This is a genomic window from Kitasatospora sp. NPDC023176 (assembly GCF_055560495.1).
The window spans coordinates 136,947-149,612 of record NZ_JBVHIP010000003.1 but is presented as its reverse complement, the minus strand read 5'-3'; the positions used below and the strand labels follow the sequence as shown (position 1 = coordinate 149,612).

The following is a 12,666-nucleotide window of genomic DNA, read 5'->3' as shown; positions in this document are numbered from 1 at the left end:
CGGTGGTGCCCCGTTCTGCTCGCCTGGCGACTGCCAAGATCATCGACCGGACCACGGTACGGGGTCGCGGCGGCCGTGACGAAGGGATTTCACCGGGTTGGGGAGAATGGGGTGGGTGTGACGGACACGCCAGTGAACGCAGAGGGGACCGGGGTGGAGCTGACGGGGCCGACCGAGCTGGCGGAGCCGACCGAGCTGACGGATCTGACGGAGCTGACCGCGCTGTGGGAGCGGAGCTGGCCGGGCAGCCCACCGGTGGGGCACGAGATCGACGGCTCGGGCCGGGACGTCTGGGTGCGCTTCCACAGCCTGCCCGGATCCAAGCGCTACCCGGGCGACGAGCGCGAGTACGCGATCGTACTGGAGCGCCAGAACACCCTTCTGGACGAGCTGTTCGCGGGTTCGCAGGTGTACGTGCTCACGCCGGAGTGGACCACCGAGCCTGGGGCCCCGTCGGGGCGCCCGGGCGCCCGGCTCTGGCGGAGCTGGCTGCAGAACGACGATCCCGACCCGGAGTTCCGCACCCACTGCCACGTCTTCGCCGAGCGGTTGGAGTGGCGGCGCGGACGCCTCGACGAGCTGCTGCGCCGGGTCGCGGACGACGAGGTGGCCGGGGTGATCATCACGGACACCGGCCTGCTGCGGCTGCATCACCCGTACGACGGCGGCGCCGACGTCTTCCTCGCCTCCACGGAGGAGCGGGACCGGCTGCGCGAGCGGCACGCCGACTGGCTGTCCTCGCACCCGCAGGGCTACTGAGACCCCGTCGCGCTCAGTCGACGGCCGGGTCGTACAGCGGCAGAGGCGCTGAGCGCGAGGGCCGTGCCGATGCCGACGAAGGCCGCCGCGCCCGCCGGAACCACCCAACCGGTCAGGTCGCTCTTGCCGTTGCTGCTGCCGAGCGCCCCCAGCAGGGCGGTCAGCAGGCCGTACGGGATGAGGAGGGTGCCCGCCCCGGCGGCGGTGAGCAGCAGGCGGCGGGGCAGGGGGTGTCGCGGTGGTCGGTGGGTGAGCGACAGGGCCAGGGCCACGCCGGTCGCGGCCAGGACGGCGGTGAAGTCGACGCCGTGCCGCTCCAGCCAGATGAGGGCGGTGGGCGCGCCGTTGTGACGGAACTCGTCGGCGAGGTCGAAGCCGTCCGCGATCCCGACCCGGCCGCCGGCCGCCCAGTAGGTCTTCAGCGCGATGTACGGCAGGGCGAGAACGGCGGCCAGGGTGACGGCGCGGGGGTGGTGGCGGGTCATGTCGGTTCCCTCGGTCGGTGGTGATCCAACCGTCGCGGAACCGGGCCTCGGTGGGCGTCCTGCTCGGGTAGTGCGGTGGGCGGTGGCCTCCCTCGGGCGGGGGAGACGCGGAGGGGGAAGTCGGCCCGGCCGACTTCCCCCTCCGGAGGCGGCGGTGGTGGTCAGGCGGTGAAGCGGGGGTCGCGGGCTTCGATGGCTTGGATGAAGGCGGTCCATTCGGCCTGGTCGAAGGCGAGGTGCGGGCGGTTGGGGCTCTTGTCGTCGCCGACCCACACGTCCCCATTGTCGAAGCGCGCGATGACCACGCAGTCGCCGTTTCCTTCGCCGGAGAATGGGGACTTGACCCACTCGGCATTGGCGGGGTTGTGGTTGTACGGGTCGTGCTTCTCGCTCACGTCAGCTCTTCCAACTTGCGTTCAAGGGCAGTGATGGTGTCTTCCGGCGACAACGCCACCCGGTCAAGTCTGGCGAACGTCCGCTCGGCTCGCCGCAGGTCGCGTCCCGTCTTCCTGGGGAGCATACCGCCGATGGCTTCGACGAAGACGAAGCCATTTTCGAGGTCGTCAGGGAACCGCATGAGGGTGATACCAGATGTCAGGATGCCTGACCGGCCAGCGCTGAGCGGCACCATGCGGAGGGAGATGTTGGAGTACTTGGACACCTTGATCGCATGCCGGATCTGTTCGGCGAGGACCTTCTGATCACCTGCCACCAGCAGGGCAACCTCGCCGAAATATGCTCCCAGCATGAGGTTGGGCTTGCCGGAAAGGCGGCGTTGGCGAAGAAGGCGGACCTCCGCTCCGGCCTCGACTCGTTCTTCATTGGGAGAGTCAACGCCGGCGGCGATCATCTCCTTTGCGTAGGCCTCGGTTTGAATGAGTCCAGGGAAGCCTGAGGGGAAGTAGTTGAGTATGTGTGAGGCGTCGGCTTCGAGCGCCAGGTACTCCGCGAAGGCGGGAGTGATGGCCTCGGCGTAGTCGAGGTCGCGCCACCATTGCCTCGCCGGGCCGCTCCCCAGAAGGTTCTCGTAGTACTCGCGGTCGGCGTCGGAGACTCCGTAGTAGTCCAGAAGTGTCGCGAGATCAGCGGCTCCGACCGGCTGGCCGGCGCGCTCCATCTTGCTCAGACGAGCGGCGCTCCACCCCTTCAAGTCCTTCGTGACCTCGACCAACTTCTTGTTCTGATCGAGCCGCAGTGCACGAAGCTCGTCCCCGAGCCGGATCTGCCTGATGGCGGAGAGGTCAGTGCTCAAGTGAGGTCCCTCCCTTCGGATGCTGAGGGTCAGTCTTGCCTCTGAGGGCGTCCAGACTCAACCCGTTTCAAGATCCACCGATTTTCCAAGACGTTCTGGTTGCGTTTTCGAATCCTGACACTCCACACTCAACGTGACCGCACGAACACGCCACTGAAGGTGTGGGGTGACTCATGTCCACCTTGCGTAACCCGGTCCTCCGAACGTGGGAGACCGCCCTCACCGAGCACTCGACCTCGGTCCGTACCGCTCGCCGCCTGATCCGCGAGCAGCTGACCTCCTGGGGCTGGGGCGGCGACCCCGTCGATGACCTCGTCCTGATCGCCTCCGAGCTCGTCACCAACGCCGTGGTCCACGCCTGCCAGGGGTACGGCGAAATCCGGCTCTACCTCCAGGAGTTCGACGGCGATTGCCGCCTCGAAGTCTGGGACCCGCGCGGCGACCTCCACCTCCGCCGGCCCCGCCCGCGCTGCTTCGGCGAGGGCGGCCGGGGCATCGAACTCGTCCGCCGACTGGCCTTCGACTTCGGCGTCATCGCCCGCCGTGACGCGGGCAAGCGGGTCTGGGTGCGCGTCCTGCTCGACCCGGCCGACGACCTTTCCTCGCCCGGGAGTTGATCCCCATCAAGCTCGCCCCCACGGCTGCGATCACCGTCGCCAGCCTTGCCATCGCCTGCTTCGCCTCGGACCTCGTCCCTCCGCGCGAGCCGGCCACCGCCGACGTCGTCTGGTGGACCACTCTGGCCGCCGCCCTGATGACCGGCATCAACCGCCACAACGGCCCGACCGACGACGACGATTGATCCGAGGCGACTTCCCATGCCCGACCTGCACCCCGCCGCGATCGCCTTCCGCGACCCGGCCGCCCTGCTGGCCCGCTGCGAGATCGGCGGTGTCCGGCGCCTCTACGGCGACCCCGGCTACGAGTCCGGTGCCGCGCTCCCGGCCGGTGACTGGGCCCCGCCGCCCGAGGGACTCCCGGCCCAGTACGCGCCCTGCGCCTTCACCCTGGACAGCGGCCTGGTGGAGTTCTTCCGCCTCCCCGGTACCGTCACCAGCCGGCACGCGCTCGCCGCCCTGGTCGGCGAGTTGGGCGATCCCCATCCCGTCCGGCTCCCCGTGACCGACGATCCGCCGGGTGAGCCCGTCACCCACCGCCTGCCGGAGAACGGCCTGCGTCCCGGCCTGCACATCGACAGCCACCAGAACCTGCTGTACGCCGAGCGCGAGTTCGCGCGCCGTAGGCTCTGCGTCAACTTCGGCCCCGGCGACCGCCACCTCCTGCTCGCGACCCGCGACATCAAGTCCATCTGCCGGACTGTGCGCGACCGTTACGAAAGCCACCGCCCGCACACCGACGACCTCCGTCTCTACCTCGGTGAGCGGAAGCAGCTGAGCCTCCTACGCATCCGCATCTCCCCGGGCGAGGGCTGGTTCGCGCCGACCGCCGTGCTCCCGTACGACGAGTCCACGGAGGGGCAGTTGCTGCCGTCCGCCACGGCCTCGTGGCTCGGGCACTGGGAGCGCGGACTCTTCGACCCGCTGATCTGAGCATCTGATCCGAGCATCAGTCACTCTCCGTGCGCAGTTCCCACGGCGGGGCGGGCCCGGGCCGTACGGGTGCGCAACTTGGAGCTCGTCGCGACTGTGGGGCGTGAGTGGAGTGCTGTGCGCCCCTTTTCGCGCCGCAGGGTCGGCAGCGAGTGCGGGCCCTGCGGTCCGCGCCCGCCCCCGGGGTCTGGCGGGCAGTCGGCCTGGGCAGGCTCGGGCGGACACGTCTAGTCAGGGAGCTGCTGATATGACCGCTGTGCACGAATCCGTTCTCGACGCGATCGGCGGCACGCCGCTGATCCGCCTCGCCCGGCTCGGCGCCGGGATCGCCACGCCGATCTACGCCAAGGCCGAGTTCCTCAACATCGGCGGCAGCGTCAAGGACCGCGCGGCGCTGTCGATGGTGCTGGCCGCCGAGCGGGACGGCCTGTTGAAGCCGGGCGGGACCATCATCGAGGCGACGTCCGGCAACACCGGGATCGGGCTGGCCATCGTCGGCCGGCAGCGCGGGTACCGGGTGATCGCCGGAGTGTCCGACAAGGCGGCGCCGGAGAAGGCGGACATCCTGCGGGCGTACGGGGCCGAGGTGGTCTTCGCGCCGACGGCCGTGCCGCAGGAGGACCCGGAGCACCTGTTCAACGCCGTGCGGCGGCTGACCGCGGAGATCCCCGGCGCCTGGCTCGCCAACCAGTACGACAACCCGGCCAATCCCGACGCCCACGTCCGGACCACCGGCCCGGAGCTCTGGGAGCAGACCGGCGGCCGGTTGACCCACTTCGTCGCGGGTGTCGGCACCAGCGGCACCATCACCGGCACCGGCGGGTACCTGAAGCAGGTGTCCGGCGGGGCCGTGACCGTGGTCGGCGCGGACCCGGAGCCCTCGTCCTACGGCGGCGGGGACGGCAGCCCGTGGTTCGTCGAGAGCATCGGCCACTTCCTCCACCCCGAGACGGTCGAGGACCGCTGGCCGCAGGTCTACCGCTCGGAGGTGATCGACTCCTTCGAGCGGATCCCGGACCGCGAGTCGTTCCTGACGGCCCGCCGGCTCGCCCGTGAGGAGGGCATCCTGGCCGGCCCGTCCTCCGGCACGGCGGTCGCGGCGGCGCTGCGGCTGGCGCGCCGGCTCGGGCCGGACGACCTGGTCGTGGTGCTGCTGCCGGACTCGGGCCGCTCGTACCTGTCCAAGGTGCACAGCGACGCCTGGATGCGGGAGTGGGGCTTCCTGGAGGAGGCGGGGGAGACGGCGCTGCGTACCGCCCTGGAGGCGGCCGGTCCGCTGGTGGTGGCCGGCGCGGACCTGACCGTCGGCGAGGCGCTGGAGATGCTGCGGGCCGCGCCGGGCGGGGTCGCCCCGGCGGTGCTGGCGCGGGCGGCGCGCCGGTACGGGGTGAGCGCGTTGGAGGTGGTGGGCTCGGTGTCCCGGGAGGTGCTGGCGGCGGCGCTGGCCGACGGCGGGGTCAAGCCGGACGGCCCGGTGCGCCCGCTGCTGGGGCCGGACCTGCCGACGGTGGGGGTCGGGCAGTCGGTCGCCGAGGCGCGGGCGGCGCTGGCGGGCGGGCGCCCGGCGGTGGCGGTGCTGGTGGACGGCCTGGTGGCCGGGGTGCTGTCGCGGGACGCCCTGGGCTGACTTCCCGATGCGGGGCGTCCGGAGCTGACTCCCCGATGGGGGACGTTCTGGGCTGACTGTCTCGGGACGCCTTGTGCTGACTCCCTGATGCGGGACGTTCTGGGCTAACTGCCCGTCGCGGGCGCCAGGATGGCGAGGATGACCCGGTCCAGGGTGCGGTCGAAGGCCTGGTCCGGGTCGGCGGGCGGGCCGGCGGTGGCGAAGGCCTGGGCGAGGTTGGGGTAGGCGCCGCTCATCGCCGCCTGGGTGAGGTAACCGACCATCTCCGCCTGCCACTTGGCGCCTGCGGCGGCCGTCCGCTCGTACTGGGCGAACTGGCAGATGAAGCCGTTGAACATCGCCATCGCCTCCATCCGGGTGCCGCCCGGCAGGCCGGTGGGGGCGGTGACGGCGAGGAAGTGGTCGGTGTAGCGCAGGGCGTTGGGGCCGATGCCGGGGCGGGCGATGACCAGGCCGGGCAGCCACGGGTGGCGGCGGAAGAGGGTGAGCTGCTCGTGGGCCAGGCTCGCGAGGTCGGCCCGGACGTCGCCGCTGGGCGCGGGGGGTAGCCGGTACTCGCCGCAGGCGGCGTCGAGCATCAGGTCGAGCAGGTGCTCCTTCTTCGGCACGTAGTTGTAGAGCGACATGGTGCCCGCGCCGAGCGCGGCCGCGACCCGGCGCATCGAGACGGCGTCCAGGCCCTCGGCGTCGGCGATCGCGATGGCGGCCGCGGCGATCGAGTCGCGGCTGTGGGCCGGCCGGGGGCCGCGGCCGGTGCGCTCGGGGCGCAGCCAGATCAGTTCGGGGGCCTCGGGGGGCACCGGCTTCTGGGGTTCTTCGGGTCGCGCTGGACTGTTCGGGGGCTTGCTGGACGGCACTGGAAGATCACCTCGCTCCCCCATCTTAGATACGTACGGCGTACGTAGTAAGATGGCGGCTGCGCGCACTTCTACGTACGCTGTACCTAGAGAAGGGCAGAGCCATGTCCGACACCACCCGACCCGCCATCGAGATGGCGGGCGTGCGGAAACGCTTCGGGGCCACCGAGGCCCTGTGCGGCCTCGACCTGACCGTCCCGGCCGGCGCCGTCTGCGGCCTCCTCGGCCCCAACGGCGCCGGCAAGACCACCGCCGTGCGGGTGCTCGCCACCCTGGTCGCCCCCGACCGGGGCACCGTCCGGGTCGCCGGGCACGACGCCGTCCGCAACGCCGAGGAGGTCCGGCGGGCGATCGGACTCGCCGGTCAGCACGCCGCGCTGGACGAGGGCATCACCGGTCGTGACAACCTCCACCTCTTCGGCCGGCTGCACCGCCTCGGTGCCCGCCGGGCCCGGGCGCGCGCCGACGAACTGCTGACCCGCTTCGACCTCGCCGAGGCCGGCGACCGGCTGGTCCGCACCTACTCCGGTGGCATGCGCCGGCGCCTCGACCTGATCGCCAGCCTGGTCACCAGTCCACCGGTGCTCTTCCTGGACGAGCCCACCACCGGGCTCGACCCGCGCAGCCGCCAGGAGATCTGGGCCACCGTCAAGGAGTTGGCCGACGGCGGCACCACCGTGCTGCTCACCACCCAGTACCTGGAGGAGGCCGACCGGCTGGCCGACGACGTCGTCGTGGTCGACCACGGCGCCGCGATCGCCACCGGTCCGCCGGACCGGCTCAAGGCGGCGATCGGCAGCCAGGTCTCCGTGACCCTGGCCGACCCGGGCCAACTCGGCGCCGCCGCCGTGGTGTTGTCCGCCCTGTCCGGCGGCGATGCCCAGGTGGACGTGGTCGAGCGGGCGGTCACGGTGCTGACCAGGCCCGGGGCGAACGTCCTGCTGCCCTCGCTGGTACGGGAGTTGGACGCCGTCGGGGTCATCGCCGAGGACGTCGCCGTCCGGCCGCCCTCGCTGGACGACGTGTTCCTCGCGCTCACCGGGAAGTCCCGGGAGAACGCCGATCTGGGAAGGGCCGCCTGATGTCCACCGCCACCGCCGCGTACACCGCCTCACGCCCCTCGACCGGCGCCCGGCTGGTCTCCGACACCGGCACCTCGATGCTCCGCATCCTGCTCAACTACCGCCACTCGCCCGGCCTGTTGGCCGCCTCGCTGGGTGTGCCGGTGGTCATGGTGGTGGTCTTCGGGTACGTCTTCGGCAGCGCCATGCAGGTGCCCGGCGGCGGGGACTACCGGGAGTTCCTGATGCCCGGACTGTTCGCCATGGTCGCCACCAACGGCATCATGCCCACCATGGTCGGCGCCGCCCGCGACGTCGGCCGCGGGGTCACCGACCGGCTGCGCTCGATGCCGGTCTCCCGCACCGGACTGCTGCTCGGGCAGACCCTCGCCGACCTGCTGGTGACCGTGGTCGTCCTGACCCTGCTCACGCTGGTCGGGCTGGCCACCGGCTGGCGCGCCCGGCACGGCGCCGCCGACGCGCTGGAGGCGTTCGCGCTGCTACTGCTCTTCCGGTTCGTGATGACCTGGGTCGGCACCCTGCTCGGCCTGGCCGTCGGCAAGGAGGAGGCGGCCGGTCAACTCTCCGTCGTCGTCTTCCCGTTGGCGATGGTCACCAACGCCTACGTGCCCACCGGCGGGATGCCCGGCTGGCTGCGGGTGGTCGCCGACTGGAACCCGATCAGCTCGGTGGTCGAGGCCGCCCGCGAGCTGTTCGGCAACCCGACGGCGCCCGGCTCCGCCTGGCCGATGCAGCACGCCGTGCCGGCCACGCTGCTGTGGAGCGCCGCGCTGCTGGTGCTCTGCGGGCCGCTGGCCGTGCGGAAGTTCGCCACGCACGGGCGGTGAAGCCGGCCAACCACGGGCGGTGAACCGCCCGGTCGCCGGAATGTGCTGGACACCGCGGCCGGTGTGGCCTTAGGTGGGGCGCCATGGAGTACACCCACCTCGGCCGTACCGGCCTGACCGTCTCCCGCCTCTGCCTCGGCACCATGAACTTCGGCCCCCACACCGAAGAAGCCGACGCCCACCGCCTGATGGACACCGCGCACGAGCGCGGCATCAACTTCTTCGACACCGCCAACTCCTACGGCCGCGACCCCGAGGGCAACCTCATGGGGCGCACCGAGGAGATCATCGGCCGCTGGTTCGCCCAGGGCGGCGGCCGCCGCGAGCGCACCGTCCTCGCCACCAAGGCCTACGCGAACATGAGCGACTGGCCCAACGAGGGCAAGCTCTCCGCGCTCGCCATCCGCAAGGCCGTCGAGGCCAGCCTGCGCCGGCTCCAGACCGACCACATCGACCTGTACCAGATGCACCACATCGACCGGGCCACGCCCTGGGAGGAGATCTGGCAGGCGATGGAACTGCTGGTCGCCCAGGGAAAGATCATCTACGTCGGCTCCAGCAACTTCGCCGGCTGGCACCTCGCCCGGGCCCAGGAGGCCGCCCGCTCCCGGCACTTCCTCGGCCTGGTCAGCGAGCAGTCCCTCTACAACCTGCTCGACCGGACGGTCGAACTGGAGGTCATTCCCGCCCTCCAGCACTACGGCCTCGGGCTGATCCCGTGGTCCCCGCTGCGCAGCGGCCTGCTCGGCGGCATCCTGCGCAAGGAGCGCGAGGGCACCCGCGGCCGCAGCGCCACGGGCTACGCGAGCGACCTCCTCGACCAGTACCGCGAGCAGCTCCAGGCCTACGAGGACTTCGCCGACGAACTCGGCACCGACCCGGCCGTCCTCGCCCTCGGCTGGCTGCTCTCCCGCCCGGCCGTCACCGCGCCGATCATCGGCCCCCGCACCCCGGCCCACCTCGACGCCGCCCTCGCCGCGCTCGACCTGGAGCTGGACCAGAAGACCCTGGACCGCCTCGACGAACTCTTCCCCGGCCACAAGCCCGCCCCGGAGGACTACGCCTGGTAGCCCCGCCCGGGCCCCCGGCCGTGGCTCTGAAGCCCCGGCCGGGGGCCGGTTCAGGACGCGTCGGCCCGCGGACGCCCTCGGCCGGTCGGAGGCCCTCGGCCCGCCGGGCGTGCTGATCCGCGCGGACGTGGCGGGCGGCGTGCTTCCCGCCGATCGTCAACGGCGTGCACAACCGGGTCGCGCACCCCGGGCCCGTGGCGAGCCGACCCGGACCCCTGCCTGGCCCGATCCGCCCGGCCGGCTGTGGTAGCAAGGCAGGCATGACGGAGCGGAGCGGGTACCACCACGGGGCGCTGCCGGAGGCGTTGGTGGCGGCGGCGGTCGAGGTGGTGGACGAGCAGGGCCAGGAGAAGGTGAGCGTCCGGGAGGTGGCGCGCCGGGCGGGGGTGTCGGCGGGGGCGCCGTTCCGGCACTTCGCCGACCGGCAGGCGCTGTTGGCGGCGGTGGCGGACCGGGTGCTGGCGGACTTCGCCCGCTGGCAGGAGGCGGAGGTGGCGGCCGCCGAGGCGGTCGGGGGGTCGGCGATGCGGGCGCTCGGGCTGGGGTTCGTCCGGTACGCGATGCGTTATCCGCGGCGGTTCGAGCTGGTGCGTTCGCGGGTGTTCGCGGCCGACCGGGATCCGCGGCTGCGGGAGCAACTGGACGGTCTGGACCGGGCGTTCACCGAGCTGGTCGTGGCGGACCAGGCGGCGGGCCGGGTGGGTGCCGGGGACCCGGGGCTGGTGCTGCTGGCCGGGCAGGCGCTGGTGTACGGGCTGGCGCAGATGATCGTGGACGGCTACCTGCCGGCCGAGCGGGCCGAGGAACTGGTCGTCCAGGTGCTGGACACCTTCCGTCGGGGGATCGGCGGGGTCGTCAATCCGCCTCAGCCGTCGTCGAATTGTGGCTGTGGCAGGCCTTGACCGGGTTTCCGGGCGTTGATGTAATCACCGATTACATGAGGCGCCGGCGCACGTACGCGCACGGGTTCGGGAGGCCGCGATGCCGATGGGTAACACGTTCGTCCGCTCGATGTTCGCCAAGCCGCAGCCGGGCTACACCACCGCCGCCGCCACCGGCGACACCGTGGTGCTGCTGATCGGCATGCGGATCAACCGCTTCTGGGCCGTGCACCACTGGGGCCCGGTGATGTTCGCGATGTTCCGGATGCTGTACGAGCTGCGCCGCAGCCCCGAACGCGGCCTGCGCGGCCGGATCCTGCTCACCGCCTCGCCGCGCACCTACTACGTCGTCCAGTACTGGGAGTCGAAGGAGCACCTGTACCGCTACGCGACCGCGCCGGACGGCTTCCACCACACCGTGTGGGGCATCGCCAACCGGATGGTGCGGGAGGGCAGGTTGCGCGGGCACGTCGGGCTCTGGCACGAGACGTACATCGTCCCCGAGGGCGGCTACGAGTCGATCTACTTCGACATGCCGGCCTTCGGCCTGGCCGGCGCCACCGGCCAGGTGCCGGTGGAGGAGCGCGGCCGGCACGCCGCCCAGCGCCTGGCCTACCGCTCGGCGGACGGTAGCGGCGGAGAGGACGGCGCGGAGGGCAGTGCGCAGGACGGCGCCGAGGACGGCGCGCAGGCCCGGGGAGTGTCGTGAGTCCGTCCGGCCGCCCCGGTGTGGGAGCGTCGGGGGATGGTCGATCAGGGCGGCGCCGCGCGACCGGCGCGGGTGGTGCACGAGGTGCCGTACCGGGCGCAGTGGGAGTCCGCCGAGCTGGTGCGGGACATCGTGGACGGGCGGCTGGACGCGGCGCGTGACCCGCGCTGGGGCCAGTCGGGCGCGGCCACCCCGGAGGAGTACGCGTGGTGGTCCTGGCGGCTGTGCGGGGTGGCCTGCCTGCGGATGGCGCTGGAGCACTGGTGGGGCGTGACCCCGGCGGCGATGGTGCTGGCGGCCGAGTGCCTGGCGGCCGGCGCGTACGTCCGGGACGGTGAGAGCCTGCGCGGGCTGGTCCACACGCCGTTCGCCGGCTACGCCCGGCGGCGCTGGGGACTGGCCGCCCGGGCCGCCGAGTTGAGCCCCGCCCAGGTGGGGGCCGAGGTGGCGGACGGGCGGCTGGTGATGCTGTCGGTGCACCCGTCGATCCGGGAGCCGGGCGGTCCGGAGCCGGTCCGGCGCGGCGGCCACCTGGTGCTGGCGGTGGGCGCCACCGAGACGGCGCTGCTGATCCACAACCCCTCCGGCTTCCCGGGGGAGTCGCAGGCCTTCGCCCGGGTGCCGTGGCGCTCGTTCGGGCAGTTCTACGCCGGGCGGGGGATCGTGCTGGGCCCGCCCGGCGCCGTCGACGGTCAGGTGTTGTCCGGGAGCCCCACCGGGTAGAACGGCAGGCTGCTCCGGCACAGCGCCGAGATCGGCTTCAACGCGGCGGCCAGCCCGTCGAGTTCGGCCCGCGGGTAGTCCTCCCAGACCCGGGCGGCGGCCAGGTCGGTGGCGGCCTCCAGGGCCTGGTGGCGGATCCGGCCGAGTTCGGTGACCGTGCCGGCGGCGGTCAGCCAGCCGCGCTCGACCAGGCGCGCGGCGGCCGCATCCCACTGCTCGTCCGTCCAGCCGCGCACCGGCTGGAGCTGCTCGCGGCGCATGTCCATCGCACAGCGCATCACCAGCGCCTCGCAGCCGTCCAGCCCGGCGGTGACCAGCGCGGCCACATGGCCGTCCCCGCGGTGCTCGCGCATCACGGTGGCGGCCCGCCAGAGCCGCTCGTACAGGCCGGTCGGCGGCGGGAGCGCGGCGTTGGCGGCGGCCAGCACCCGGCCGGCGCAGTCCAGTCGGGCCGCGGCCTGCTCCAGCGTCTCGACCGCCCGCTCCACCTGGCCCCGGTCCACGTGCTCCAGCAGCCGGGCCAGCGCGGCGCCGGCACCCTTGCCGCGGGCGGCCAGCGCCTCCTCCGGGCCGGCCAGCGACCAGACCGCGGGCAGGGCGCGCTCGACCATCGCCGGGGCGAAGTTGAAGAACGCGCCGATCACCGGCGGGGCGTCCACCGCGCCGAGCGGGGCCGAGCGCCCGGCGAAGTAGCCGCGCCAGAAGCCGCGCAGCCCGGCCTCCTCGAAGGAGTCGAGACACTCGGGCTGGAAGTAGGTGACCGCGTGCACCGGCTCGAAGAGCCACCAGAGCGCGCGGGCGGGATGGACGAGATCGGCCATCGGGAGACCTTCCCTGGGACGGG

General features: G+C 72.6%; 16 protein-coding genes. 11 read left to right on the top strand and 5 right to left on the bottom strand.

Going from position 1 to position 12,666, the window contains the following annotated elements; genetic code table 11:
- Window positions 1-132 precede the first annotated feature (132 nt).
- The gene (locus tag ACZ3YL_RS06610; protein WP_465655912.1) at window positions 133-759 is read left to right on the top strand and encodes a DUF3885 domain-containing protein; all 627 of its coding nucleotides are present in this window, start codon (window positions 133-135) and stop codon (window positions 757-759) included.
- On the opposite strand, the gene ACZ3YL_RS06605 is transcribed toward ACZ3YL_RS06610, so the two are convergent.
- The 3 genes from ACZ3YL_RS06605 to ACZ3YL_RS06595 form a co-directional block, all read right to left on the bottom strand.
- Entirely contained in the window at window positions 753-1,244 is a 492-nt protein-coding gene (locus ACZ3YL_RS06605) for a hypothetical protein (protein WP_465655910.1), read from the bottom strand. The genes ACZ3YL_RS06610 and ACZ3YL_RS06605 overlap by 7 nt on opposite strands.
- Window positions 1,245-1,405: 161 nt before the next feature.
- Entirely contained in the window at window positions 1,406-1,639 is a 234-nt protein-coding gene (locus ACZ3YL_RS06600) for a DUF397 domain-containing protein (RefSeq protein ID WP_465655908.1), read from the bottom strand.
- Window positions 1,636-2,496: a helix-turn-helix domain-containing protein gene (locus ACZ3YL_RS06595; protein ID WP_465655907.1), complete on the bottom strand. Its 861-nt coding sequence runs from the start codon at window positions 2,494-2,496 to the stop codon at window positions 1,636-1,638. The genes ACZ3YL_RS06600 and ACZ3YL_RS06595 overlap by 4 nt, the downstream gene beginning before the upstream one ends.
- Window positions 2,497-2,669: 173 nt before the next feature.
- On the opposite strand from ACZ3YL_RS06595, the gene ACZ3YL_RS06590 reads away from it, so the two are divergent.
- The 4 genes from ACZ3YL_RS06590 to ACZ3YL_RS06575 all read left to right on the top strand — a co-directional run bounded on the left by ACZ3YL_RS06590 (window position 2,670) and on the right by ACZ3YL_RS06575 (window position 5,673).
- The gene (locus ACZ3YL_RS06590) at window positions 2,670-3,113 is read left to right on the top strand and encodes an ATP-binding protein (protein WP_465655905.1); all 444 of its coding nucleotides are present in this window, start codon (window positions 2,670-2,672) and stop codon (window positions 3,111-3,113) included.
- Window positions 3,110-3,298: a hypothetical protein gene (locus tag ACZ3YL_RS06585; protein ID WP_188308325.1), complete on the top strand. Its 189-nt coding sequence runs from the start codon at window positions 3,110-3,112 to the stop codon at window positions 3,296-3,298. Before ACZ3YL_RS06590 ends, ACZ3YL_RS06585 begins: the two co-directional genes overlap by 4 nt.
- A gap of 16 nt (window positions 3,299-3,314) precedes the next feature.
- A complete protein-coding gene (locus ACZ3YL_RS06580) occupies window positions 3,315-4,046 on the top strand; it encodes a hypothetical protein (protein WP_188308326.1) in 732 nt (243 codons plus the stop codon).
- Between the two features lie 247 nt (window positions 4,047-4,293).
- Window positions 4,294-5,673 carry a pyridoxal-phosphate dependent enzyme gene (locus tag ACZ3YL_RS06575; protein ID WP_465655902.1) on the top strand — a complete coding sequence of 460 codons (1,380 nt, stop codon included), beginning with the start codon at window positions 4,294-4,296 and terminating at the stop codon, window positions 5,671-5,673.
- Window positions 5,674-5,777: 104 nt separating this feature from the next.
- Here ACZ3YL_RS06575 and ACZ3YL_RS06570 read toward each other — a convergent pair whose 3' ends face one another.
- Window positions 5,778-6,473 carry a TetR/AcrR family transcriptional regulator gene (locus ACZ3YL_RS06570; protein WP_317621368.1) on the bottom strand — a complete coding sequence of 232 codons (696 nt, stop codon included), beginning with the start codon at window positions 6,471-6,473 and terminating at the stop codon, window positions 5,778-5,780.
- 161 nt (window positions 6,474-6,634) lie between these two features.
- Between ACZ3YL_RS06570 and ACZ3YL_RS06565 the strand changes: the two genes are divergently transcribed.
- The 6 genes from ACZ3YL_RS06565 to ACZ3YL_RS06540 all read left to right on the top strand — a co-directional run bounded on the left by ACZ3YL_RS06565 (window position 6,635) and on the right by ACZ3YL_RS06540 (window position 11,822).
- On the top strand, window positions 6,635-7,612 hold the full coding sequence (locus ACZ3YL_RS06565; protein WP_465655900.1) for an ATP-binding cassette domain-containing protein: 978 nt from the start codon (window positions 6,635-6,637) through the stop codon (window positions 7,610-7,612).
- Window positions 7,612-8,439, top strand: a complete 828-nt coding sequence (locus ACZ3YL_RS06560; RefSeq protein WP_188308330.1) for an ABC transporter permease — start codon at window positions 7,612-7,614, stop codon at window positions 8,437-8,439. Before ACZ3YL_RS06565 ends, ACZ3YL_RS06560 begins: the two co-directional genes overlap by 1 nt.
- Before the next feature lie 83 nt (window positions 8,440-8,522).
- Window positions 8,523-9,509 (top strand): aldo/keto reductase, encoded by a 987-nt coding sequence (locus tag ACZ3YL_RS06555; protein ID WP_188308331.1) that lies wholly within the window; start codon window positions 8,523-8,525, stop codon window positions 9,507-9,509.
- A 260-nt stretch (window positions 9,510-9,769) separates the two neighbouring features.
- The gene (locus tag ACZ3YL_RS06550; protein ID WP_188308338.1) at window positions 9,770-10,411 is read left to right on the top strand and encodes a TetR/AcrR family transcriptional regulator; all 642 of its coding nucleotides are present in this window, start codon (window positions 9,770-9,772) and stop codon (window positions 10,409-10,411) included.
- Window positions 10,412-10,520: 109 nt separating this feature from the next.
- On the top strand, window positions 10,521-11,099 hold the full coding sequence (locus ACZ3YL_RS06545) for a DUF4188 domain-containing protein (RefSeq protein WP_188308351.1): 579 nt from the start codon (window positions 10,521-10,523) through the stop codon (window positions 11,097-11,099).
- Between the two features lie 36 nt (window positions 11,100-11,135).
- Entirely contained in the window at window positions 11,136-11,822 is a 687-nt protein-coding gene (locus ACZ3YL_RS06540) for a C39 family peptidase (protein ID WP_465655898.1), read from the top strand.
- On the opposite strand, the gene ACZ3YL_RS06535 is transcribed toward ACZ3YL_RS06540, so the two are convergent.
- Entirely contained in the window at window positions 11,792-12,643 is an 852-nt protein-coding gene (locus ACZ3YL_RS06535; RefSeq protein WP_188308340.1) for an SCO6745 family protein, read from the bottom strand. The two genes, ACZ3YL_RS06540 and ACZ3YL_RS06535, sit on opposite strands and share 31 nt — an antisense overlap.
- Window positions 12,644-12,666 lie beyond the last annotated feature (23 nt).